Below are 23,693 nucleotides of genomic sequence, written 5' to 3'. Positions count from 1 at the left end.
GAGTGCGCATGAGTACGGAATCACCGGCACCCGCCGGATGGCGGCAGTGGGCCGGACTGGCGGTGCTGGCGCTGCCGACCGCACTGCTCGGGCTCGACGTGACGGCGCTCTACCTCGTCGTTCCCAGCCTGGCCGCGGAACTGCGGCCGACCGCGACCGAGACGCTGTGGATCATGGACGCCTACGGCTTCCTCATCGCGCGCTTCCTGATCACCATGGGCACGCTGGGCGACCGCATCGGCCGCCGTCGGCTGCTGATGATCGGCATGACCGCGTTCGCCGCGGCGTCCGTGCTCGCGGCCACCGCACCCAGCGCCCTGTGGCTGATCGCGGCGCGTTCGCTGCTCGGCGTGGCCGGTGCGACCCTCATGCCGTCCACCCTGTCCCTGATCAGCACGATGTTCACCGATGCCAGGCAGCGGGCGATGGCGATCGGCGTGTGGGCCACCATGTTCGCGCTCGGTATGGCCGCGGGGCCGGTGGTGGGCGGCGTCCTCGTCGCTCACTTCTGGTGGGGTGCGGTGTTTCTGCTCGCAGTGCCGGTCAGTGCGGTGGTGTTGGCCGCCGCACCGGCGCTGCTGCCCGAATTCCGTTCCGCGACCGGGCGACTCGACCTGTGGAGCGTCGCACTGTCGCTGGCCGCCCTGCTGCCGATCATCTACGCGATCAAACACGCTGCGGCACATGGCATCGACCTCCAGGCAGGGGCCACCGCCGTGCTCGGGGCCGCCGCGACGGTCGCCTTCGTGCGGCGGCAGCTGCGCCTGCCCGAACCACTGCTCGACATCAGGCTTTTCGGCAGTCGATCCTTCGCCGCCGCCCTGGCCGTCCTGTTCGTCGGTCTCATCGGCTTCGGTGGGGTGATGTACCTGGTCACGCAGTACCTGCAATTCGTCGCGGGGCTCTCCCCGGCGATGGCCGGGCTGTGGATGGGGCCGCCCGCGCTGGCCATGCTGATCGGCGGAATCGGTGCGCCGCTACTGGCGCGACGCGTGTCGCCGGGGGTGGTCATGGCCGCCACGCTGGCGCTGTCGCTGATCGGCTACGGACTCCTGGCTCGCACCGGAACCGACGGAAAGGCGGCCGTGGTCCTCGGATTCGCGTTCGTCTATCTCGGACTCGGGGTCATCGCGGCACTGGGTACCGACATCGTCGTGGGGGCGGCGCCGCCGAGCGAATCCGGTTCGGCCGCGGCACTCTCGGAGACCGTCCAGGAACTCGGCATCGCGGCCGGAGTGGCGCTGCTGGGCAGTCCCACCACGGCCGTCTATCGGACCGCGATCGAGACCCCCGCGGGGTTGTCCCCGCATGCGGCCGAGCTGTATGCCGACAGTCTCGCGGGTGCCGACACCGTGGCGGATCAGTTGCCCGCCGGGGCGCTCCAGCAGGCGCGCGAGGCATTCACCAGTGGACTGGGGGTCACCGCGATCGCCGCCGGAACGGCGATCGCGTTCGCAGCGCTCATCTGCTACCGGACCCTGCGCCACATCCGGCCGATCGGCGCGGCCGAGCCCGCGCCGGAACCGATAGCCTCGCAACAGCGACGATGAGCGGTGAGAGGAGCGCGGTGACCCAGCCGGAAACGGTCGACGGCCGCAAGATACGCGGTGAACGCCGCCGTGCCCAGATCATCGAGGCGACGCTGACGGTCGTCAATCGCGACGGTGCGGCCGGGGTGACCCACCGCACCGTCGCCAAGGAGGCGGGCATCACCACCAGCCTCACCCTCTACTACTTCGCCACCCTGGACGACCTGCTCGTCGCGGCACTGACCAGCGTGACCGAGGCCTACACCCACCGCATCCGCGAACTCGTCACCACCGCGGACGACCCCCTCGACGGCCTGGCCCACATCATCGCCGAATCCGCGGGCCCCGGCCGCGAACGCGCCCTCGCCGAACGCGAACTCTCCACCCTGGCGGCCCGCCGCCCCGCCCTCCGCACCGTGGCGCGCCGCTGGCGCGAAGGCGTCGCCGAACTGGCCCGAACCCGAACCGACGACCCCGCCGTCATCGAATCCTTCGTAGCCCTGACCGACGGCCTGTGCACCTCGATCCTCCTCGACGACCACGGCGCCGACCCGGACCACATCCGCGCCCTGCTCACGCGCGCGCTACCGCGTCCCAGGTGAAGTGGACTGCGTTCAGGGGGAATCCGCAGCGGCATCGCCCGAGTAGGGTCCGCCACCAGTTCCCCCTCAGCGACGGGCCATCGGGGTGGGTGAGGTTGTGGATGTCAGTGCGGGAGTCAGCCTTGGCTCACCCGGCGTCCCGAGCGACGGACGACACCGACAGGCCGGACAGGGCGGCCGTCGTCGCGGCGATCCGCTCGATCGGCTTGTCGACCAACCCGTCCATGGCGATCAGCGGGGACAGGTAGGTTTTCGTATTCAGTGTGGACAGGAACGCCTGCCAGCGCGGCAACTGTCGCAGATAGGTCCGGTCGTCGCGCAAAATGAAGACGAGCACTTTTCCGTCAGTCCCCGATCCGCGCAGCGGCACCACCCGGATCTCACTGATGGCCTCCCATCCGACGAACAGCCCCAACGACGGCGTGTGCACACCGACAGCATCGAAGACGAATAGCGGACGCCCCGACAACGACCAGGTCAGCAGATAGCCGATATACGCGAGCACCGGTACGGCGCAGACCACTGCGACACCGATCAGCACTGGAATGGACGCCGCGATACCGCCCGCGAGCGGGATCACGACCATCAGCACAAATGGCAGCATGCTCCGTAGCGCGCCACGTGTCGGCAACCTCACTTCCAACCGCTCGGACGCCCCCGGCACGATGGGGTTTCGAGGTGCCCCGCGACTGATATTCAGCACGCGGATCAGGGCGAGTCGGCGCCGACCCTCGACAACGAAGTATCCGACAACGACCACAACCGCCAATACGGAGACCAGCACGAACGGAAGTCCCGTCACCGAGATGACATAGCCCAACCCCAACCCCAGCACCGCACCGCACAGTGTCAAGATCAGAATCCGCGGGACGCTGATCCTCCCGAGCGCCTTCTCCGCATACGCCCGAGCAATCCGATCGACCTCGGGATCGACGGCAGGCTCACCCCGCAACAACGCCTTCCGCGTAGCACGGTCCAGGTCACGCCACTTCTTCATGTACTCCCTCGCTGTTCAGAGGGCCGCACCCTAGCCGACCGAGTTGAACTCTCGCTTCCACAGGGTGGTCATGTGATCAGGAGGAATCTGTGGCGGCATCGCCCGAGTAAGGTCCGCCACCAGTTCCCCCTGAGCGACGGGCTCACCTCGGCCAGCACACCTGGCCGCGGAGATCGCCCCGCCGCGTGGGCGGCGGCGGATCTCATGGACGCAACGACTGTCGTACCCGGGCCGCCTCGCGGGTGAGGTGGTCGCGTTCGGAGAGGGTGGTGGCGGTGTGGGCGGCTTCGGCGTAGAGGGTGGCGGCTTGTTCCAGGTCGCCTGCGCGTTCGTGGAGGTAGGCGCGGGCGGCGGTGTGGCGGGGGAGAGTCGGGTCGAGGTCGGAGAGGGCGGCCAGACCGGCGCGGGGGCCATCGGCCTCGCCGACCGCTACCGCGCGGTTCAGTCGCACCACCGGGTTGTCGGTGAACCGCAGAAGTTCGTCGTACCACTCCACGATCTGCACCCAGTCGGTCTCGGACGCGTGCGGGGCGTCCGCGTGCAGGGCGGCGATCGCGGCTTGGGCCTGGTATTCGCCCAGTCGGTCGCGGGCCAGCGCGGCTTGCAGGATCGTCACTCCTTCGGCGATAAGCCTTGTGTCCCAACGGGATCGGTCCTGGCGGGCGAGGGGTACCAGGCGTCCGTCCGGGTCGGTGCGGGACGCGCGACGGGCGTGGTGCAGCAGCATCAGGGCGAGCAGGCCCGCGACCTCGGGCTCATCGGTGGATGCGGCGAGTTGGCGGGTGAGGCGGATGGCCTCGGCCGCCAGGTCGACATCACCGCCGTAGCCCTCGTTGAACACGAGGTAGAGCACGCGCAGCACCGTCGGGAGATCGCCGGGGCGGTCCAGCGGCAGGCCCGCGATACGACGCTTGGCGCGGCTGATCCGTTGCGCCATGGTCGATTCCGGGACGAGGTAGGCCGCCGCGATCTGCCGGGTGGTCAGGCCACCGACAGCGCGCAGGGTCAAGGCGACGGCCGATCCGGGTGACAGGCCGGGGTGCGCGCACAGGAAGTGCAGCCACAGCGTGTCGTCCGTGGTGGGCACCGGACCGGCCGCCGGTTCCGCATCAACGACGAGTTCCCTTCCACGCCGCGCTGTTTCGGCACGGGTGACGTCGAGGAATTTGTTCCACGCCGCGGTGATGAGCCACGCCTTGGCGTCGCGTGGCGGGTCATCCGGCCACGTCTCCAGCGCCCGGATCAGTGCCTCCTGCACCGCGTCCTCGGCCGCGGCGAAATCAGCGCCGCGGCGGACCAGGACGCCGATCACCGCGGGGACGAGGTCGCGCAGCAGCGCGTCGTTCACTCTGTCACCGTGGGCATTTCGGTGAAGAAGGGCCGCACCTCCAGCCACTCCTGGACCGGGTTGCCGCCCGCGCCCGGAGCGGCGGACAGTTCGGCGGCCAGCTCGAGCGCGCGTTCGTAGGTGTCCACGTCGATGATCATCCACCCGGCGATCAGATCCTTGGTCTCCGCGAACGGGCCGTCTGTGACGGGCGGGCGGCCCTCACCGTCGGAGCGGACGAAGGTGCCCTGCGGCGACAGCGCCTGACTGTCGACGAACTCGCCGCTGGCCGCGAGGCGCGCGGCGAAGTCCTCCATGTACCGCACGTGGGCGGTCACCTCCTCGGGCGTCCACCGGTCCATCGGCACGTCGTTGACCGGCGCGGGGGCACCTCGGTAGTGCTTGAGCAGCAGATATTTGGCCATGATGTTCTCCCCTCGTGCCTTTCCGGCCCATTCTGGCCGTGATGGTCGGTTCAGGCACCCTGACGCTCGGCGCGCTGCCGGATCAGTTCCTCGACCGCGGTGGGCAGCGTGGTGTCGAAGTCGATGAGCTTCGCCCACGTCGGGGTGATCACGATCCGCACCATGCCGTCGTAGAGCGACCGCACCTCGGCCTCCCACTCGACGCGCTGCTCCGGAGTCATTTCGTAGCTGCCGTTCATCTGCAGGTACTCCTCCGGAATCCCATCCACCACCTCCATCTCCGCCCGCCCGCGGATGAGCAGGATCTTCGGCGGATGCACCTCGGTGTCGATGGTCAGCGCGACCTCGGGATTGCGCCGCAGCGAGGGCAGCTTCGGCGCGTTCTTCGTGGTGCAGACCACGATCTCCGCACCGTTCCAGGTGAACGAGATCGGGATATTGCGCGGTGTGCCGTCCTTGGCGACATAGGCCATGCGCAGCAGGTCGCGAGCCAGCAACTCCTGGCTGATCGGACGGTTCAGGACAGCGGTGATCTCATTCGGTCGCATGACGGTCACTCCTTCTCGGTTATCGAGGCCGGTTCGGCTGCTCGTACCCCTGGGACGGAGCCACGCGACACTTCTCGACATCCACGGCAAGAAATTTCCACGAAGTTTCGAGAAGGCTCGACCCACCGGCCGCACTCAGCGTGATCGGTGCGACGTCGCGGTCTCCGGAATACCGGTGAGAGCAGTGCTGTGGACCAGGGCGTTGTACACCCAATCGTGGGCGCGTCCGACGGTGACGCGGGTCCCGAAGAACTGTGCGGTCAAGGCCCAGTAGCGCTGAATTCGGTGATCGGCATCGGTGGCACCGGCCAGCAGCCGGGCGCGAAAGCGCGGGGAATCGCGCTCGGCGCGGGCGTGCGCGTGGGCATGGACGTACTGATCGACTGCCTGTCCGGCGTGCGGTCGCACGCCGGACGCCACGAGCGGCACCACCTCGGTCATCACGTCACCTACCGCGGCGTACAACCCGTGACGGTCCCGGATCCGCTCCGGCTGATTCCGCCAGTATTGCCGCCGGACGACTCGGCTCATCTCGGGGTCGGCGATCAGGGCGGCCAACTCGGCATAGGCGACAACCTCGTCGAGCGACGGATCGGCGGGCGGCTCCGGGACGTTCCAGTACACCCAGCGCGCACTGATGTGCTGCGGTAGCGGTGCGAGGATACGCCGCCAGAATCGCACGAGCCCGTCGTGCACGGCACCACCATCCTGCGCGGCCGCGAGCAGCGCGAGGCGTTCGGCACGCTGTGCCGGGGACACACTCTCGATGGCCCGCAATGATGCCCGCCGCCACGCCAACAACCTGAATTCCTGGTCGAGCCGCGCACTTTCGGCAGCAATGACCTCCGCCATCGACAGCTCGTCACGGATTACACCGGAGATCGAGTTCAGCCCGAGGCCGAATGCGCGCAGCCGCCGCACCAGCAGCAGCCGTTCGACGGCGCTCTCGGCATCGAACATCCGGTGTCCACCCGCACTGCGCTGCGATTCCAGAATGCCTTCGTCGCAATAGAACCGGATCGTCCGCACCGCAATCCCGGTGCTGCGCGCCAACTCTCCGATGCTCACCAACACATCGGAGTGCGTGTTGTCCGTCACAAGCTCTTGAACCTCCACCCCGCTGAAGCTTTTAGCGTAGTGCCACTGCCGTTCACATATACGTCGTCACACCGAGGAGGGTGTTTCGTGGCCACCACGCAAGCAGAAATCGTCGCCGGCATCGCGGAGATCGTCGAGGAGGTGACGGGAATCGACGCCGCGGAGGTGACGATCGAGAAGTCCTTCGTGACCGATTTGGACATCGACTCGCTGTCTTTGGTGGAGATCGCTGTCCAACTGGAGGACAAGTACAGCGTGAAGGTCCCCGACGAGGACCTGGCCAGCTTGCGAACCGTCGGCGACGCGGTGGCCTACGTCCTGAGGATGGAGACCGAGAAGCCCGAACTCGCCGCGGAGATGGAAGCGAGGTACAAGGAAGACCGAACCCCCTGAGCAGCAGGCTCACACCTCATGCCAGACATCAGCCTGTCCAGGCCCGTGTCCGTCATGGCAGCGCCGTGACCACCCTGCGGTATTACGACGCTCACCCGTGGCCGGACGCGGACGCGACCACGCGGGCAGCCGTGGCCACCGTGCTGCGGGAGCGTCCCTGCTGATCTGCGTACCTGCTGCGTACCGAATCCGAGAATTCAGGTACGGCTGCACCGGACAGTTCGGGGAACCAGCAGGTAGATGGGGTTAGTTCAGCCCCGCGTAGCTGTGCAGCCCGCTCACCACGATGTTGATGATGAACAGGTTGAACAGCATGGCGGTGAAGCCGGCGATATTGATCCAGGCGGCCTTGGTGTCGCGCCAGCCGGAGGTGGCGCGGGCGTGGAGGTAGGCGGCGTAGACGACCCAGGTGATGAAGGAGACGGTTTCCTTGGGGTCCCAGCCCCAGAAGCGGCCCCAGGCGGCTTCGGCCCAGATGGCGCCGAGGATGACGCCGGTGCCGAAGAGAGGGAAGGCGACGATGGTGGTTTTGTAGGCGAGGCGGTCCAGGGTGCGGGCGTCGGGGAGGCGGCGGGCCAGGGAGCCGAGGAGGTTGTCGGATTCCGCGCCGTCGGGCTGGCGCATGCGGAACAGGAACAGCAGGCTGGCAACGCCGGAGAGCAGGAAGATGCCGGAGCCGATGCTCACGATGGTGACGTGGATGGGCAGCCAGAAGGACTTCAGCGCCGGGACCACGGGAGCCGCCTCGGCGTAGAGGACGTTGCCCGCCAGGTACATGAGGACCAGGACCGGAACGATCAGGAACACCCACATGGCGCGGAAACGCCGGTCGGACATGAAGACCAGACCCGTCACCATGGCGGCGGCGCAGGCCATGGTGATGAACTCGTACATATTGCCGAGCGGGAAGCGGTGCACCGCGAAACCACGCAGCACGATCGAGGCCAGGTGCAGGCCGATCGCCACGAACAGCACCGCGAAGGCCATATTGCCGAACCGTTCGGCCAGCGTGGGAGCGGGCTTCTCGGCGAGCTTGCCGGGCACGTTCGCCGCGGGCACGTCACCGGAGCCGGAACCGCCGACCGTGACCAGTTCCCGTTCGGCGGTCAGCTTCTTGCGGGCCGAGGCGTACTGCACGATCAGCATCGCCAACACCAGCAGGTAGACCACGAACGCCGATTTGAAGGCGAGATTGCTGTATCCGGCGAGGGTTTCGTCGATCGGCATAGTCATTCTCCCGTGCTGTGGTCCAGCAGCCGTGTGCGTAGGCGGTCGAATTCGCCGCCCCAACCCGCCTGGTCGGTGCGGGCCAGTCCACCCATTTCTACTACGGTACGTCGTTTGTCATCGGGGTCCGCGTCGGGGTACACCCGCAGCCAGATCCGGCGGCGCTTCACCAGCAGCGACACCAGCAGACCCGCCATCATCACGATCGAACTACCCAGCACCCAGCCCTGCGCCGGATCGTGCGAGACCTGCAGGTTCACGAACTCTTCCGCACCGTCGAAGGTCACCGTGGTGCCGTCGGCGAGCGTCGCGGACTCACCGGGCGACAGATTGACCCGCTGCTCCTTGTTCAGCCGACCCTGCTTGATCATCTCCGGATCCAGGGTGAACAGCGACTGCGCGCGCCCGGTGTCCAGACCGGTCTCACCGCGATAGATGTCCACCGCCACCATGGGGTTGGTCATGGCCGGATAGCTCGAGGTGAGCAGCGTGCCGTGCAGCAGGCCGGTGGGCGCGAACAGGCCCTGGATGGCGATCTGGTTCTTGCGCCGCTCCGCCTCGTCGGGATACATGCCGCCGGGCGGGTCGATGCGCAGCACCCCGCTGGACAGGAAGGTCGTCGCATCGTCCGGCCGCCACTGGATGGCCTCGGTGCGGGTCTGTCCGTCCGGGAAGGTGACCGTGAACTTCGGCGCGAAACCGTGACCCTGCAGGTAGATCCGGTCACCGGCCACCCGCAGCGGATGGTTTACCTTCAGCGTGGTGTCACGCCAGGTGTTCGAACTCAGATCCGCGCCCGCCTGATACGAGATATCGGAGGTGAACATCTCCGCCTGCCCGTTGGGCAGATAGTCGGCCTTGAAGTTCTGCACTCGCACGCACAGCGGCGTCAGGCCGGTGCCATCGTTGACATTGCCCGCCCGGAAGGAGTCGAACACCGCCGGAGAGGTGGTGCAGAACCCGGGACCATTGTTGGCGATGACGATGACATTGCCCTCGTAGCCGAACAGCTTGCCGATGGCGATGGCCGCCAGCAGCGCCACCAGCGCGAGATGGAAGACGAGATTGCCGAACTCGCGGGTGTAGCCCTTCTCCGCCGAGACCGTGATCTCGCCCTCGCGGGTGCCGGGGCGGATCACCGTGCGCCAGCCGCGCAGTTCCCGGCGGGCGCGCTCGACGACCTCCTCCGGCGTGGCGGTCTCGCCGCCCTCGTGGTGGTACGGCAGCCGGGACAGATTGCGCGGCACCCTGACCGGCTCGGTGCGCAGCGCCCGATAGTGGTCCCAGCAGCGCGGCAGGATGCAGCCCACCAGCGAGACGAACAGCAGCACGTACACGGCCGTGAACCAGAAACTGCCGAATACGTCGAACAGTTCCAGGCGATCCATCCACGGCCCCAGCGTCGGCCGGTCCGCGATGTACTGGTCCACCTTCTGCGCGTTCAGACTCCGTTGCGGCAGCAGCGCGCCCGGAATCGCGGCCAGCGCCAACAGGAACAGCAGCATGAGCGCGGTGCGCATACTGGTGAGCCCGCGCCAGGTATTGCGCAGGGTGGCCAGCACCCGACCCGGCAGCGACTGGCGCGGCGGGCCGGAAGGAGCGGGGGCGGTGGGGGTTTCGGTCGCTGTCATCAGATCGGAAGGGTCACATTCGAGACGAAGGCGTCGCGGACCCAGGAGACGAACTGATCCCAGGCCCCTGTCACCAGGGCGATGCCGACGGCCACCAGCAGCAGCCCGCCGATCACCTGAATGGTGCGGGAATTGCGGCGCAGCCAGCCGACACCGCGCAGCGCGGTCGCCGAACCGAACGCCAGAATCACGAAAGGCAGGCCCAACCCCAGGCAGTAGGCCACGATGAGCGCGACACCGCGCGCCGCGGTGGTGCCGTCGGTGCCCGCGGAGACGGCCATGACGCCGGAGAGGGTCGGCCCCAGGCACGGCGTCCAGCCCAGCGCGAAGACCGCGCCGAGCAGGGGTGCGCCGACAATGCCGCTGAGGCGGCGCGGCTCCATGCGGGTGTCCTTCTGCAAGGCCGGGATCAGGCCGATGAAGGCCAAGCCCATGACGATGGTCACCACGCCGCCGACCCGTTGCAGCAGTTCACGATTGACGTTCAGCACCTGGATCGCGCCGAAGACGGTGGCGGTGGCCAGCACGAACACCACCGTGAAACCGGCGACGAACAGCCCGGCCGCACCCGCGACCCGCAGGCGCGCACGGCTTTTCGCGGCCTTCTCGGCCAGTGCCGTCGAACCACCCTGCGCCGCTTCCCGTTTCGCCGACTCGACGGTGACCGGCGGCGCTTCCGCGCCGACCAGGCCCGCCAGATACGACAGATAGCCCGGCACCAGCGGCACCACGCACGGCGAGGCGAACGACACCAGACCCGCCAGCACGCACGCCCCCAGCGCCAGCAGCAGCGGCCCGGAAGACGCTGTCTGCTGGAAGGATTCGCCGACCCCGGCCAGTACCGTCACGTTCACGACGGGTCCTCGGCGGCGATGCGCTCGACGGCGGGCTGGAGGTCCTCGGCGAGCAGGGCGCGCAGGAAGACCGCGGCGACGCGGTGCTGCCGGTCCAGGATGAGCGTGGTCGGAATGACGCTGGTGGGGAATTTGCCGCCGAGCGCGAGCAGGGTGCGCATGGACGGGTCGTAGATCGACGGGTAGCCGACGTTGTAGTCGGTGACGAAGTCCCGCGCCTTGTCCTTCTGGTTGTCACGCACATTGATGCCGAGGAAGGCGACGCCGGAATCGCGGGTGGCCTCGTAGACCTGTTCCAGCGCCGGAGCCTCGGCGCGGCACGGGCCGCACCACTGGCCCCAGATATTGATGACCACGACCTGATTCGGGAAATCGCTCACCGAGGTGGTCTTGCCGTCGGTCATGAGATCCGGCCCGGACAGCGTGCCGATGGTGCCGCGGCTCGACGGCGGGTCGTAGAAGATGTCGGTCTCGCCGCCCGGTGAGACGAAATCGAAGGTGCCGCCCTGGGCCACCGCGTCCTTGCCCGCCGTCGAACAGCCCGCGAGCGCGGCGACCAGGCACACGCTCGCCAGCAGGATCGACAGCACGCGCCGCGGCGCGGCGGACCCGGACGGGGCCGCGGTGCGCCGGAGCGGCCCACCCGAACGGAGGGCGCGGCTCCCGCGAAATCCCCCCGGCACGGACGGTCGCCCCGCGTTCGGACGCGGGGCCTGCTCTCGGCGCTGACCGGTCATGCCCCGGTCACCGTCGGATCGGTGGCCCCGGCGGGCTCGGAGTAGACGATGTCGATGAGGGTGTCGCCCTGGTAGACCAGCGAGGTGAGCGACGCCAGCGAGCACTGGCGGCGGCGCGGGTCGTGCCACAGGCGCTGGCCCTGCAGGAAGCGGCGCAGCGTCCACACCGGGAGCTGATGCGAGACCAGCACCGCCTCGCGGCCCGCCGCCTCGACCCGGGCCTTGTTGACCGCGGCCAGCATGCGGTGCGCGATCTGGAGGTACGGCTCACCCCAGGACGGGGTGAACGGGTCGCGCAGCTTCAGCCAGTGCCGGGGCTTGCGCAGCGCGCCGTCGCGGGCGGCGACCCGCAGGCCCTCGAAGGTGTTCCCGGCCTCGATCAGGTTGTCGTCGGTGCGGATCAGCAGACCGTGCTGGGTGGCGATGGGGTCCGCGGTCTCCTGCGCGCGTTGCAGCGGCGAGGCCACCACCAGCGCGATGTCGTGGTCGCGCAGCGAGCGCGCCACGGCCTGCGCCTGCGCCTGACCCGTCACCGAGAGCCCGAAGCCGGACAGGCGGCCGTACAGGATGCCCTTGGGGTTGTGCACCTCGCCGTGCCGCAGCACGTGCACGATGGTCTCGACGTCACTGGCCACCTCGCCCGGAAGGACGGTATCGCCGGTGGCAATGGGGCTCTGGTCGCGGTCCGGCGCGCTCGTGGCCGCATCGGATTCGGCATCCGCCGCCGCATCCGGGGTGACTGAGGCATCCGAGGCGTACGGGGTGTCCGGGGCGTCCGGCGCGTCCGAGGCATCCGGGCCCGTGATCTCGGTAGCCGATCCGGTGACACTCACCTCGACCGCCGGGTATTCGGCGGACGCATCCGCCGACACGCTCTCGGACGCGGCTGTCGAACTCGCGGCTCGCGTCGCCACCCCGCCGACGGGATCGGCGGCCGCGCCCGCGGCAGGCTCGTGCGCATCGGCCGCAGAAGAGTCGGCCACCCGCGAATCAGCCGCGTGCACAGCGCTTTCCGCAGCCTTCGAGGCAGCCGCGTGCACAGCGCTTTCCACAGCGGTTGAGTCGGCCGCGCGCACTGCGCTTTCCGCAGCGTTAGAGGCAGCCGCGCCGCTGGCTACGGAATCCGGGCTGGCCGCCGGTGCGCTTGCGCCGGAGGCGGTTTCGTCATCGCCCGCCGGGCTCGACTCGGCGGTCTCCCGCTCGGCCTGGCGCAGGGAGTTCAGCAGGCGGGCGGCGTCGGCGGTGGAAACGGGCTGGGTCGAGGGGGCCGGTTGACCGGTGTCGGGGTGGTCGGAGCTCACGCGGATCCTTCGGGGGTGGCGGCGGCCGCGGCGGAGGCGGCCGCGGGCAGGGCGGCGGCGATACGGTCGAATGCGTCCTCGTCGAGCGCCGCGGAGACGAACCACGCCTCGAACGCGCTCGGCGGCGCGTACACGCCGTGGTCGAGCAGCGCGTGGAAGAACGCCGGGAAGCGCCAGGTGTCGCTGGCCTTGGCGGCGGCGTAGTCGGTGACCGGGGTGTCGGCGAAGAACACGCTCACCATATTGCCCGCGAATTGCACCTGATGACCGACACCGGCGGCGGTGAGTGCCGCGGTGAGCAGTCCGCCGAGGCGCTGCGCGTTCTTGTCCAGCGTGGCGTACACCGATTCGTCGGCGGCGCGCAGCGTGGCCAGACCGGCGGCGACCGCGACCGGATTCCCGGACAGCGTGCCCGCCTGGTACACCGGGCCCAGCGGCGCGAGGTGGTTCATGATCTCGGCGCGACCGCCGAACGCCGCGGCGGGCAGCCCGCCGCTCATCACCTTGCCGAAGGTGTAGAGGTCACCCGCGACGCCGTCGATGCCGTACCAGCCGGAATGGCTCACCCGGAAGCCGGTCATGACCTCGTCCATGATGAGCAGCGCCCCGTGGTCGGCGGTGAGCTGCCGCAGTCCGGCGTTGAAGCCGGGCAGCGGCGCGACCGCGCCCATATTGCCCGCGGCGGCCTCGGTGATGACGCACGCGATCTCGCCCGGATGCGCGGCGAAGGCGGCGGCCACCGCCTCCAGGTCGTTGTACGGCAGCACGATGGTGTCGGCCGCCTGCGCCCCGGTGACGCCCGGCGAGGTGGGCAGTCCCAGCGTGGCGACGCCCGACCCGGCGTCGGCGAGCAGCGCGTCCACATGTCCGTGGTAGCAGCCGGAGAACTTGATGATCTTGGAGCGCCCGGTGAATCCGCGCGCCAGCCGGACCGCGCTCATGGTCGCCTCGGTGCCGGAGTTCACCAGCCGCACCCGCTCCACCGGGGCGACCCGCGCCGCGATGGCCTCGGCCAGTTCGATCTCGGCCTCGGTGGGCGCGCCGAACGACAGGCCACCGGTCGCCGCGCGCTGTACGGCCTCGACCACGGCCGGGTGCGCGTGCCCGAGAATCATGGGCCCCCACGAGCACACCAGATCCACGTAGTCGTTGCCGTCGGCGTCGGTCAGCGTGCAGCCGCGCGCGGAAGCGATGAACCGCGGTGTCCCACCGACGGAATTGAACGCCCGCACCGGCGAGTTCACGCCACCCGGGATCACCTCGGCGGCGCGTGCGAAGAGTTGGGCGGAGACCGGCACCGATGCCTGGCTCAGACGCGGAGAAGAACTCACGGCTTCCAGTGTCGCAGCCGCCCGATCCAGCGTCGACGACAGGGTGTAGTGGGGTGGTCCAACGCACACGGCGCGTCATTCATTCGCTGTGTAGTTGCTGGTGCGTAATCTCGAGCACCAGGGCATATTCGGACTATCGGGAGGAAAGCTTCATGCGGATCGCACTCTTCGGCGCGGGACTGTTCGCCGCCGTGGCGGGACTGGCGCTCGGGGCGGGACAGGCCGGCGCGGGAGTGCCGATCGTCCAACCGGATCAGGGGCGTATCGGAATGCACCTGTCGCATGAGGAGACCGCGATGGTGGCGTCCGGACCGCTGCCCGCCGTGGTCAGCATGTTCGTGCCGCTGAACCGGATGGGCGCGGGTCTGCATCCGGAGACGCGGATCTACCGGGACGACGACGGCGGCGTGCACGCCTCGCTGCGGCAGGTGCTGATGGAGGCCGCGCAGCATCCCGACGGCTCGGTCGTGGTGTTCCTGAACGCACCCGGCACCCGCGGCGGGCGGGTGCTGGACGTGTATCAGAACTGGACGCGATAGTCGTCGGGACAGGGGCCGTCAGGATAGGGGCAGCCCCAGGCAGAACGCCGCCCACCCGGTGCTGAGCAGGCAGTTCAGCTGCACCGGTAGCAAATCCAGCCAGGAGAACACGGGTATGAGCGTCATACTCGGAGATTGTCCGCCTCGCGGGCGTTCAATCGGTGCGATGGCGCGTCAGTGTCCGGCGGTTGTCCGCCGCGTGCGCACTGGGTCGTCCCGGCGCGTGCGCGCCACGGCATCGATGAGCAGCAGCCCGCCGACCGCCACGGCCACCGCCGCCAGCAGCAGCCACGGGCCCGCATAGCGCACCGCCTCGAAGCCCGGCATATCGCCGTTGGGTGCGTACCAGCTGGTCTGAACACCTCGCCGCCAACTCCACACCGCCGCCACCCCGCACAGCGGCACCAGAAGAAATTCGGCGAGCACGCCGAGCCACCGCATCAGCGCGCCCCTTTCTCCTCGTCCCTGCCCTCGAGATCCCTGCCGTCGAGATCCCTGCCGTCGAGATCCCTGCCGTCGGCATCCCGGCCCTCGAGCTCCGGCAGTCGCTCCAGCGCGGCGGCGAGTTCGGCGCGCAGCGTGCGGTGATCGCGCGCCCACGCCTGCACCAGCCCGCCGTCGCGCAACTTCAGTCCGATGCCACCGCGCCGCCGCGGCACCCCGGTGAGTTCCCCGAGCGCCCTGGCCGACTGCCAGTCCTCATCATCCCAGGACTCCTCGTCGACCTCCGGCAGCACGGCCGCGATATTCCGCAGCGGCAGCAGTTCGGTGCCCTGGCGCAGGTGGGTGTCGGTGAGTTCGACACTGATGTGCCGTCGCCCGGCGACCACCTGCAGCCAGACGAATCCGCCCAGCAGCGCCGCGCAGAATGCCAGCCCGAACCAGTGGATCGCGCCGCCGCGCACCGCTTCCAGCACCAGAATGAGACCGCAGAGGGCGGGGCCGTAGGCGATGGTCCGCCAGCGCGCACCCGGCTCGGCGAACAGCACCGGAGGCGCGGGGGCCGCTGGCGCGTCGGTCATAGGCCCGGCGTCTCGGTCATGGGGGTCAGCCGACGAGCCCCGGAATCAACAGCACGGCGAGGGTGAGCAGTCCGAACAGAATCAACAGACTCAGCACCAGCAGATCTCGCCGAAGGCTGTGCGGCTGCTGAATCACCACTCGCATCATTGCCTCCGAACCACCGGAGCCGAGCGCACCATCGCCCAACGGATGATGCCCGACTTCCGGTTCCCAATTTCCCTGTGACTGTCCTCACCATACCGCGCCTACCCGCCGGTACAAACTCCGGTGCGCTCACCGCGGACCCGGACGGAAGTACGCGTCGGATTCCGCGCGGTAGCAGAGGAATACGGCCCCGGCGGCGAGCACCGCCTGCACGACGGACGCGCCACCGGCCACCAGACCCGCGATGCCACCTACGCCGCCGCTCCCCGGCAGCGCACCCGGGGCCGCGTCGCCCGCGCTGAACAGGACGCCCGCCGCGCCGACTACCAGAAAGACTGCTAACACCATGAGAAGTGTTCTTGCCCAACGCTTTCCACGCTGCAACTGGAAGGCTGCGAAGGCCGCCGCTCCCAACAGGCTCAGGATCAGCACGGTCCCGACGACCATCGTCATCATCACCATCACCTCGGCCCGCGCCAGCGTCGGCTGATCATCCCGCAACTGATCGAGGAGCTCAGCCGCCAGCACCTTCCGCTGGCCGAACTCGGCGAGCATAGCGGCGATCACCTGCACCACGCCCACGGCCAGCGCGGCCCACCAGAGTTGGGTGGCGGTGCGGACATCCTCGGGGACGGGCCGCGGGCCCGTCGGTGGAGCGATTCGATTCACGACAACCAGTGCGCTGCCTCGGTCGCCCAGTAGGTGAGCACGATATCCGCGCCCGCCCGCCGAATCCCGGTGAGCGACTCCAGAATCGCGCCGCGCCGGTCGATCCAGCCGTTCTGCGCGGCGGCGGTGATCATGGCGTACTCACCGGAGATCTGATAGGCGGCCACCGGCACCGTGGACCGGTCGGCGACCTCGCGCAGGATGTCCAGATACGACATGGCGGGTTTCACCATGACGATGTCCGCGCCCTCGGCCAGATCCAGATCCAGTTCGCGAATGGCCTCGCGGCGGTTGGCCGGATCCTGCTGATAGGTGCGGCGGTCGCCCTGCAGCGACGAACCGACCGCCTCGCGGAAGGGGCCGTAGAAGGCCGAGGCGTACTTGGCGGCATAGGCCAGGATGCCGGTGTCGATATGCCCGGCCGCGTCCAGTCCGGCGCGGATGGCGGCCACCTGGCCGTCCATCATGCCGCTGGTGCCGAGCAGGTCGGCCCCGGTCTCGGCCTGCGCGAGGGCCATGTCGATATAGCGGTCGAGGGTGGCGTCGTTGTCGACCGCGCCGTCGTGGCTCAGCACACCGCAGTGGCCGTGATCGGTGAACTCGTCCAGGCAGGTGTCGGCCATGACCACGGTGGAGCCGCCGACCTCCTGCACCAGCGCCCGCAGGCCGCGGTTGAGAATGCCGTCGGGGTCGCTGGCCCCGGTACCGGCCGCGTCCTTGTCCTCCGGCTTCGGCACGCCGAAGAGCATCAGCCCGCCCACGCCCGCGGTGACCGCCTCGACGGCCGCCTTGCGCAGCGAATCCATGGAGTGCTGGTACACGCCCGGCATGGAGGAGATTTCGCGCGGCTCGTCGATCCCGTCCGCGACGAACATGGGCAGAACCAAATGCCGTGGCTCGACGGTGGTTTCGGCGATGAGCCGACGCAGTGCAGGAGTACGGCGCAACCGCCGTGGGCGGTCCAATCCGGTCATAGGGCGATGATATGCCCCCGGCGTGAACGGGTCGCGGGACGGTCCGCCCGCACGCGGGGAATCCGCTTGACCTGCGAATACGCCCGGACCCTTCGGTACTGCGCCGGTCAACGGGACGGTTGGTGCCGTAAGGTGCACAGCGCGGTGTCGGCGGCTGGCGCGAGGTGGGAATGGACGCGAATCGGGAATCTGCGGCATTCGACGCGGAGCTCGCCGAACTGCTGGGCGAACTGCTGCGGGAATGCGCGCACGAACCCCTGCTGCTGATCTCCAGCCCGGATGCCGGAAGTGCGCTGGTGCGCATCGCCCGGGACGGCGCACCGGCACCGAGCCGGTTCGACGAACTACTGGTGGAGGTCTACGAGACCGAACGGCACCGGCTCATCGGCTGGACCGTCACCCAGGTGCCCAATCGCAGCGACGCCGAGGACATCGTGCAGACCGCGCTGGTGCGCACCTACGCCGCACGGCCGGATGTGCGCGACACCGCGGCCATGCGCGGCTACCTGTGGCGGGTCACCGGCAACCTGATCAAGGACGGCTGGAAGCGCACCGCCGTCGACCGCGCCCACCTCGACCCCGACGGTCAGGACCGCATCGTCACCCTCGCCGATCGGGCCGGAATCGCCTTCGACGAACAGATCTCGCTGCGGCACGCCCTCCTCACCGCCCTCGAACAGCTGCCGCCGCGCGAACGCGAGGCCGTGGTGCTGCACACCTACGCGGGCAACACCTACGTGCAGACCGCGGCCATGATGGGCCTGGCGGCGGGCACGGTCAAGGCGTACGTGGCGGGCGCGCTCGCGAAGGTCCGCGCGCAATTGCAGGCGGCCTGAGCGAGCGCTCACATCTCGACCTAAGCCGGAGCGCGTGCGGCACCCGCCCGCGGCACGAGAACCTGGGGCGAATCCGGCACAGCCACGCACATCGTCACTCCCGCTCGGCGACCCGAACGCGAGACTTCGTCTCCGCGCCATGGGACGAAACCCCGCACCGCGACGTGCCCGAAGTCTGCGGCACCACGGCTTCCCGCGCAGCCACGCGAATCCCCTGGCTCCCGCTCGGCATGCCGAGCCCGGCTCCGTACCGGCGGTGCGGCGAGCCTGGCGCGGTCAGGCGCATCGGGTTCGCGACGTGACATGGCGGTGGTGGTTGGAGTCTCACCGCGGTCGGTCGCCGAGGTGAGCGGTGGCGTGGGCCAACTCGGGGCGGTGGCGGCTGTGCGTGATCGCCGTCTTCGGGTCGAGCGTGAGTGGGGTCGGATCCGTTGCGGGGCGGGGTGGGGATTCGAGGCCGAGCAGGGCCGCGCCGAGTGGGGTCAGCCGGTGCCGCACCTGGTTTCGGGTGCGGGTGCTGGTGATCAGGCCCGCGCCGCGCAGGACGGCGGCGTGCTCACTGGCCGAGGACGGGGAGATTCCGAGCCGCAGGGCGAGTTCGGTGGTGCTGCCGCCGTCGGCGACGGCCTCCAGCACCGCCGCCCGGGTCGCACCGAGCAGTGCGGACAGATCTCTGCTGAGCAGCTTGCGCATCGTGCCTCCTGGTCTGTGCAGCCGGTGCGCGCCGTACCCCTCGCAGGGCGCGCACCGGCTGTATGGAGTACGACTCCTCGGCGGGCTAAAAGGTTGGGTGCGAATGCAGGACGGTCGGGATCGTGGTCGGATCGTCCACAGCACCCGTGCGGCGGCCGGATCATCCACCGCACGGGGGCGTGGCATCCGCGCCCGGCGGCAGCAGCTTCCGTTCCGCCTCGGTGAAGGCGCGGTCGTTGACGGCGCACAGGCGGTCCAGGATGTTCTCCCGGTCCAGATTCAGGCTCAGCAGACCGTGGTCGGTGATGAAGTGGATGTCGGTGCCGGTGCGCGCCATCCACAATCGCAGCGCGGTGGCGGGTAGCTGGGTGTTCACCAGGGTTCCGCGCTCGGCGTCGAGGATGTGGAACTTGGCCGACACCCACCCGGTGACGATGAGATCGTCGGGGGTGAGCTCGACCAGCGGAGCCCACGGAATCGCGATGGGGGCGGCCACGATCCGCCCGGTCGCCAGATCCCAGCGCTCCACCCGCCGCACCTCCGTCCACACGTAGGCGATCGGGAGATCGACAGTCTTGGCGAGGGTGTCGATCCACCCCGTGTCCGATCCCGTCAGCTCACGTATCCGGCGGCCCGCCACGCTGTCCCAGATCACCAGCCCGCGCCGGGTGAAGATCATCAGATCGCCCACCGCCGTCCCGTTACGCAAGGCCGTGGCCCGCTCCGCGATATCGGCGAAGTCCGCACGGCCACGCCACACCTGCTGCGGTCCCCCGAGCGCGGCTCCGGCGCCCACCCGCCAGCGGCTCACATAGCCGGCGTGCAGCACCGCCACCTCGTCCGCGTGCGACGCCACCAGGGCGACCGGCACCCGGCGGGCGTGCGGACCGGCGTATTCCAGCGGCACCGGCAGTTCCAGGCGGGTGACCGGGCGCAGCTCGGGAACCGAATACACCAGCAGCTCATGCGAATCCAAGCCCAACACCAGGTAGGCCCCGTCCGCGGTGACGGTCATGTCCCGCATCCGCGCGGCGTCGCGGCCGTCGAGCGTCAGCGTGGCCGGCGGCCGCACCATCGGCAGCACCTCCCGCAGGTCCACCCGGGCGGCGTCGGCGTGGAATTCGGCGACGAAGCGGCCGTCGGCACTCCAGTGCATGAGGGTCGGATCCGCACCGAATTCGGCGCTGGAGCCGACCGCGGCGGCGGGCGCGTGCCGGGTCAGGTCATCGGCGCCGACCACGAACAGCTCCGGCCCGGCCGCGCCGGGCCGCACCAGGAACGACGGCCTGCCGGTGCTCTGATAGCGCGCCTGCACCTTGTACGTCTGCCGCGTGACCAGATCCACCAGGTGCACCAGTTGGAAGGCCGCGCTCTCGGGGGCGAAGGCAGCGACCAGGTAGCGCCCGGTCTCATCGCGCTCCACCACCGCGCCGGGCGGGACGGCGGCGCAGCCGGGACCCACCCCGTACACGCGCGGGCCGGTGGGCTCGGGCACCGTGATCTCGCCCAGGCGACCGTCACCGCAGTCGGTGACCGTGCCCTGGGCCGGATCGGTGGGCCGCAGCGCGGTGCCGTCCGCGGCGCGCAGCCGGTACCGCTGGCCGCCGCGTTCGTCGACGGCCAGGAACCAGCTTCGTCCGGACGAATCAACCTGCACCGGAAGCGATTCCGACGGCATCTCGGCGGTGTAGGAGGCCAGCGGCATCGGGTCCGACCCGGCGGTGTCGAAGGTCGTCACGGTATCGGGGTCGCCCACGTCCGTGGCGAGCCGCTTGCCGTGGTCGATGGGGACCGGGGAGCGACGCGGGTCGCGGGAGACCACCAATCGCGTTCCGTCCGCGGAGAACATCGCGCTGATCGCGGTGACGGCCGGTGCGACCGGGCCGTCGGCCAGTACCTCGAACGGCCCCGTCCGCCGGACCACATCCCACAGCCGAACGCCGCCAACGGCATTCACGGTCGCCAGCCGACTGCCGTCGGCGCTGAGCACCAGCGAGACGACATCGCGCACGGGCAGCCGCCACGGCTCACTGCCACCGTCCAACAGGTCGCGCCAGACCGTGACGGTGCCGTCGCCGTCACCGATCGCGACCACGGCGGCGGTGCGGTCGGCGGCCACCAGCCGCACGTCCTCACCGAGGCCGGTGCGCACCGACACCGCCGAGGCCAACCGCAACTGCTGAGTGAGCAGCGCCGCCTCCACCGTATGGTCACCGGGCGCGAGCCGGGCCGCGGCCTGAGCGAACTGCAAGGCCAGATTCGGCCGCGACTGCGCCAGTTGCAGCGACCGTTCGGCCAGTGCGACGCCCGCCAGCGAACGCAGGGCCTGCTCGCGCTGTTCACCGGTGCGGTACGCCACCGCCGCGGCGCCCGCCGCCACCAGGGTCAGCACCGCCAGCACGGCGGTGAGCACCCGCCAGCGCGCCACCTCGCGCCGTCGCACCCGGATACCGGCGGATACGTACTCGCGCAATGGATCCGCGATGTCGTCGGGTCGGCGGCTCAACCATTCCTCCGCGTCCTGGAGGGCGCCGCCGCGCGGCAGTTCGCCGTCGTCGCGCCCGTGCGCCACCCAGGTGCGGCGGGCGCGCTCGGTGCGCTGCTGCCATTCCAGGAAGTCGCGGTCGGACTCCAGCCATTCGCGCAGCCGGGGCCAGTTGCCGATGAGCGACTGGTGGGCCAGTTCCACCACGTCGGCGTCATCCGCGCCACGGCCGGTGACCACCAGCCGCTCCCGCGCCAATCGTCCTGCCACCGAGCGCAATTCGGGTACGTCACGCATGGAGACCGGCACCCGGACGAAGCCGTCGCCGCGCGGCGCGGCCAGCATGGTCAGCAGTCGACGGGCCGCGCGACGGTCGGCCGCAGCGGTGAACTGGCCGAACACCCGCTCGGCGCGGCGGGCGATGGAGGCGGCGGCGCGGCCGACAGCCTCGTAGTCGGCGAGGGTGAGGCGGCCACCGCGACGCTGCTCCCACAGTTCGGTCAGCACCGATTCCAGCAGTGGCAGTCCACCGGGTTCGCCGACCGTGTCGTCGACGAGGCGTTCCACCAGGTCGTCATCGAGGTCCACGCCGGGAGCATGGGCGGCGGGACCCCGAATGGCCTGGCGCAACTGCTCGCGGCCCATGGGTGCGAGGGCGATGGTGGCGCGGTCCAGGGCGTGGCCGAGGTCGCCGTCGGCCAGCACTTCCAGCACATCCCAGCTCAGGGTGAGCAGCAGCCGTACGGACGGGTCCGCGGCGCGACCCAGTAGGTCGCCCAGCTGTTCCCGGGCGCGGGCGGGGTCGGTCGCCACCAATTCCTCGAACTGGTCCGCCACCAGCACCGTCGACACCTCGGCACCGTCGCCGGTTCCGGCGGCCGGGGCGCGAGCAGCGCTCGGTGCCGGGCCGATCTCGAACTCAACTGCCGCCCAAGATTTTTCGGACTCGGCTGCCACCCGCGACACTTCAGGATCTGCTGCCGTCCGCGACACTTCGGGCTCAGCTGTCGTCCATGATGTTTCAGCACTCAGGTACACGACCCGCACACCCTCGGCGCGCAGGCGCGGCACCACGCCCGCGCGCACCAGGGAGGATTTGCCGATTCCGGAGCGGCCGACGACCGCCACCACGGACAGCTCAGCCAATGCCGCCAGCACGCGGTCGATATCCGAACCGCGCCCGTAGAACAGGTGGGAATCGTTCTCGCCGAAAGGTTCCAGGCCGCGATACGGGTTCGGCAGCGAATCCGGGTCGAGGCCGAGCACCTCGTTCACCGGGATCATGAACGCGGTGCGGGTCAGCCGGCGGCGGTCGGCGGCCACGGCCATCCCCACCACGGCCTCACTGCCCGCATCCCAAACCGGTGCACCGCTGAAACCACCGGTGAGCGGCTGCGCACCGTCGGCGGCGTGCAGTTGCAGCCAGCCGGAGCCCTGGGGGGCGCGGAACTCGCCCCACGCCCAGACGCCGTCGGTGAGTTCGGTGGGGAAGCCGACAGCTCGGAATTCGCGGCCCCACGGGCGATCCGCGCGCCACAGCGGCGGCGGGGCGAGATCGGCGTGGGGCACATCGTCGAGTTCGAGGACGGCGATATCGCCGCGGCCGTCCGTGCGCACCGGATCCCAGCTGTGCACGCGTGCGGTGGCCCGCGGTGCGCCGTCGAGCAGCGGGAAGTCCAGGGCCACAACGGCTGTCGCGATGTCGGCGGCCGGACCGACGGCGGCCGTCACCACGTGGGCGCAGGTGGCGACGCGGCCGGGGCCGATCACGAAGCCGGTGCCGACGGCGGCGCCGTTCCCATCCAGCACCCGTGCCACCGCGGCGCCCACCCGCCCGGCACCGGGAAACACGGCAGACATAGCTGACAGCTTGGCAGGCCGTGCGGGAAATCGCGACCGGGATGCGGCCGCACCACCCATGGTGAGCAGCGGATTTTGTCGTAGGTTGCCGGTACAATCGAATATGTGTTCGAGGGATCGCACCGGGCGGCCCCGATCGCGACGAGAGGATCGACCGTGCTCGCTGCCATCGCCACCCTGCCCACCGCAACCGTCCCGAAGAAGGGGGACCCCATCGCCCAGGCTTGGCGTCCGCTCGTCAAACAGCCGCTCCCCGCCGGGCGACCCCGCTCCTGGTACATCGCCCACAACCGCCGCCTCAAGGCCATGCGCCTGGCCATCGCCCTGCTCGACGCGGGCGCCTTCACCCCCGACCAGGTGACCGACGAGAAGATCCACCACACCGCCGAGGTGATCGGCGTCCATCCCCCCTCCCCCACCACCTGCCGCATGGTCCGCCGCCTCATGCAAGCCCGCCGCTGAACCACACC

General features: G+C 69.8%; 23 protein-coding genes. 6 read left to right on the top strand and 17 right to left on the bottom strand.

Annotated elements, in window-relative coordinates:
• The first annotated feature begins 8 nt into the window (after positions 1-8).
• Positions 9-1,550, top strand: coding sequence for an MFS transporter (locus QK444_RS03710; RefSeq protein ID WP_282777067.1), 1,542 nt, complete (start codon positions 9-11; stop codon positions 1,548-1,550).
• Positions 1,551-1,567: 17 nt separating this feature from the next.
• Positions 1,568-2,131: a TetR family transcriptional regulator gene (locus tag QK444_RS03705; RefSeq protein ID WP_282777066.1), complete on the top strand. Its 564-nt coding sequence runs from the start codon at positions 1,568-1,570 to the stop codon at positions 2,129-2,131.
• A 127-nt stretch (positions 2,132-2,258) separates the two neighbouring features.
• Here QK444_RS03705 and QK444_RS03700 read toward each other — a convergent pair whose 3' ends face one another.
• The 5 genes from QK444_RS03700 to QK444_RS03680 all read right to left on the bottom strand — a co-directional run bounded on the left by QK444_RS03700 (position 2,259) and on the right by QK444_RS03680 (position 6,526).
• Positions 2,259-3,128, bottom strand: a complete 870-nt coding sequence (locus QK444_RS03700; protein WP_282777064.1) for a hypothetical protein — start codon at positions 3,126-3,128, stop codon at positions 2,259-2,261.
• Between the two features lie 202 nt (positions 3,129-3,330).
• A complete protein-coding gene (locus tag QK444_RS03695) occupies positions 3,331-4,476 on the bottom strand; it encodes a DUF6596 domain-containing protein (protein WP_282777062.1) in 1,146 nt (381 codons plus the stop codon).
• Positions 4,473-4,880, bottom strand: coding sequence for a YciI family protein (locus QK444_RS03690; protein WP_282777060.1), 408 nt, complete (start codon positions 4,878-4,880; stop codon positions 4,473-4,475). The genes QK444_RS03695 and QK444_RS03690 overlap by 4 nt, the downstream gene beginning before the upstream one ends.
• A 50-nt stretch (positions 4,881-4,930) precedes the next feature.
• Complete coding sequence (locus QK444_RS03685) at positions 4,931-5,428, bottom strand: pyridoxamine 5'-phosphate oxidase family protein (RefSeq protein WP_282777058.1); 498 nt, start codon at positions 5,426-5,428, stop codon at positions 4,931-4,933.
• 135 nt (positions 5,429-5,563) lie between these two features.
• Positions 5,564-6,526: a MerR family transcriptional regulator gene (locus QK444_RS03680; RefSeq protein ID WP_282777056.1), complete on the bottom strand. Its 963-nt coding sequence runs from the start codon at positions 6,524-6,526 to the stop codon at positions 5,564-5,566.
• Positions 6,527-6,613: 87 nt separating this feature from the next.
• Here QK444_RS03680 and acpM point away from each other — a divergent pair, with 87 nt between their 5' ends.
• Positions 6,614-6,919 (top strand): meromycolate extension acyl carrier protein AcpM, encoded by a 306-nt coding sequence (acpM, locus tag QK444_RS03675; protein WP_282777054.1) that lies wholly within the window; start codon positions 6,614-6,616, stop codon positions 6,917-6,919.
• Between the two features lie 246 nt (positions 6,920-7,165).
• On the opposite strand, the gene ccsB is transcribed toward acpM, so the two are convergent.
• From ccsB to hemL, 6 genes are all read right to left on the bottom strand, one after another.
• Entirely contained in the window at positions 7,166-8,146 is a 981-nt protein-coding gene (gene ccsB / locus QK444_RS03670) for a c-type cytochrome biogenesis protein CcsB (RefSeq protein ID WP_282777053.1), read from the bottom strand.
• Positions 8,147-8,148: 2 nt separating this feature from the next.
• Entirely contained in the window at positions 8,149-9,777 is a 1,629-nt protein-coding gene (locus QK444_RS03665) for a cytochrome c biogenesis protein ResB (protein WP_282777051.1), read from the bottom strand.
• On the bottom strand, positions 9,777-10,625 hold the full coding sequence (locus QK444_RS03660) for a cytochrome c biogenesis CcdA family protein (RefSeq protein ID WP_282777095.1): 849 nt from the start codon (positions 10,623-10,625) through the stop codon (positions 9,777-9,779). The genes QK444_RS03665 and QK444_RS03660 overlap by 1 nt, the downstream gene beginning before the upstream one ends.
• A 2-nt stretch (positions 10,626-10,627) precedes the next feature.
• A complete protein-coding gene (locus tag QK444_RS03655) occupies positions 10,628-11,368 on the bottom strand; it encodes a TlpA disulfide reductase family protein (RefSeq protein ID WP_282777049.1) in 741 nt (246 codons plus the stop codon).
• Positions 11,365-12,003, bottom strand: coding sequence for a histidine phosphatase family protein (locus QK444_RS03650; protein WP_039817607.1), 639 nt, complete (start codon positions 12,001-12,003; stop codon positions 11,365-11,367). Before QK444_RS03650 ends, QK444_RS03655 begins: the two co-directional genes overlap by 4 nt.
• A 662-nt stretch (positions 12,004-12,665) precedes the next feature.
• Positions 12,666-14,000 (bottom strand): glutamate-1-semialdehyde 2,1-aminomutase, encoded by a 1,335-nt coding sequence (gene hemL / locus QK444_RS03645; protein ID WP_282777047.1) that lies wholly within the window; start codon positions 13,998-14,000, stop codon positions 12,666-12,668.
• Positions 14,001-14,152: 152 nt separating this feature from the next.
• Here hemL and QK444_RS03640 point away from each other — a divergent pair, with 152 nt between their 5' ends.
• Positions 14,153-14,539, top strand: a complete 387-nt coding sequence (locus tag QK444_RS03640) for a hypothetical protein (RefSeq protein WP_282777045.1) — start codon at positions 14,153-14,155, stop codon at positions 14,537-14,539.
• A 174-nt stretch (positions 14,540-14,713) separates the two neighbouring features.
• On the opposite strand, the gene QK444_RS03635 is transcribed toward QK444_RS03640, so the two are convergent.
• The 4 genes from QK444_RS03635 to hemB form a co-directional block, all read right to left on the bottom strand.
• Entirely contained in the window at positions 14,714-14,980 is a 267-nt protein-coding gene (locus QK444_RS03635) for a hypothetical protein (RefSeq protein ID WP_282777043.1), read from the bottom strand.
• Entirely contained in the window at positions 14,980-15,561 is a 582-nt protein-coding gene (locus QK444_RS03630) for a hypothetical protein (protein ID WP_282777041.1), read from the bottom strand. The genes QK444_RS03635 and QK444_RS03630 overlap by 1 nt, the downstream gene beginning before the upstream one ends.
• A gap of 274 nt (positions 15,562-15,835) precedes the next feature.
• Complete coding sequence (locus tag QK444_RS03625; RefSeq protein WP_282777040.1) at positions 15,836-16,375, bottom strand: hypothetical protein; 540 nt, start codon at positions 16,373-16,375, stop codon at positions 15,836-15,838.
• The gene (gene hemB / locus QK444_RS03620; RefSeq protein WP_282777039.1) at positions 16,372-17,349 is read right to left on the bottom strand and encodes a porphobilinogen synthase; all 978 of its coding nucleotides are present in this window, start codon (positions 17,347-17,349) and stop codon (positions 16,372-16,374) included. The genes QK444_RS03625 and hemB overlap by 4 nt, the downstream gene beginning before the upstream one ends.
• Positions 17,350-17,519: 170 nt before the next feature.
• Here hemB and QK444_RS03615 point away from each other — a divergent pair, with 170 nt between their 5' ends.
• Positions 17,520-18,185 carry a sigma-70 family RNA polymerase sigma factor gene (locus QK444_RS03615; RefSeq protein ID WP_282777038.1) on the top strand — a complete coding sequence of 222 codons (666 nt, stop codon included), beginning with the start codon at positions 17,520-17,522 and terminating at the stop codon, positions 18,183-18,185.
• 324 nt (positions 18,186-18,509) lie between these two features.
• On the opposite strand, the gene QK444_RS03610 is transcribed toward QK444_RS03615, so the two are convergent.
• Positions 18,510-18,878 (bottom strand): winged helix-turn-helix domain-containing protein, encoded by a 369-nt coding sequence (locus QK444_RS03610; protein WP_282777037.1) that lies wholly within the window; start codon positions 18,876-18,878, stop codon positions 18,510-18,512.
• A 160-nt stretch (positions 18,879-19,038) separates the two neighbouring features.
• Positions 19,039-23,223, bottom strand: coding sequence for a trypsin-like peptidase domain-containing protein (locus QK444_RS03605; protein ID WP_282777035.1), 4,185 nt, complete (start codon positions 23,221-23,223; stop codon positions 19,039-19,041).
• A gap of 156 nt (positions 23,224-23,379) precedes the next feature.
• On the opposite strand from QK444_RS03605, the gene QK444_RS03600 reads away from it, so the two are divergent.
• Positions 23,380-23,685, top strand: coding sequence for a hypothetical protein (locus QK444_RS03600; RefSeq protein ID WP_280355297.1), 306 nt, complete (start codon positions 23,380-23,382; stop codon positions 23,683-23,685).
• Positions 23,686-23,693: the final 8 nt, after the last annotated feature.

The organism is Nocardia sp. CC201C (genome assembly GCF_030010695.1).
Taxonomy (GTDB): Bacteria; Actinomycetota; Actinomycetes; order Mycobacteriales; family Mycobacteriaceae; genus Nocardia; species Nocardia otitidiscaviarum.
This window is presented reverse-complemented; position numbering and strand designations above follow the sequence as displayed.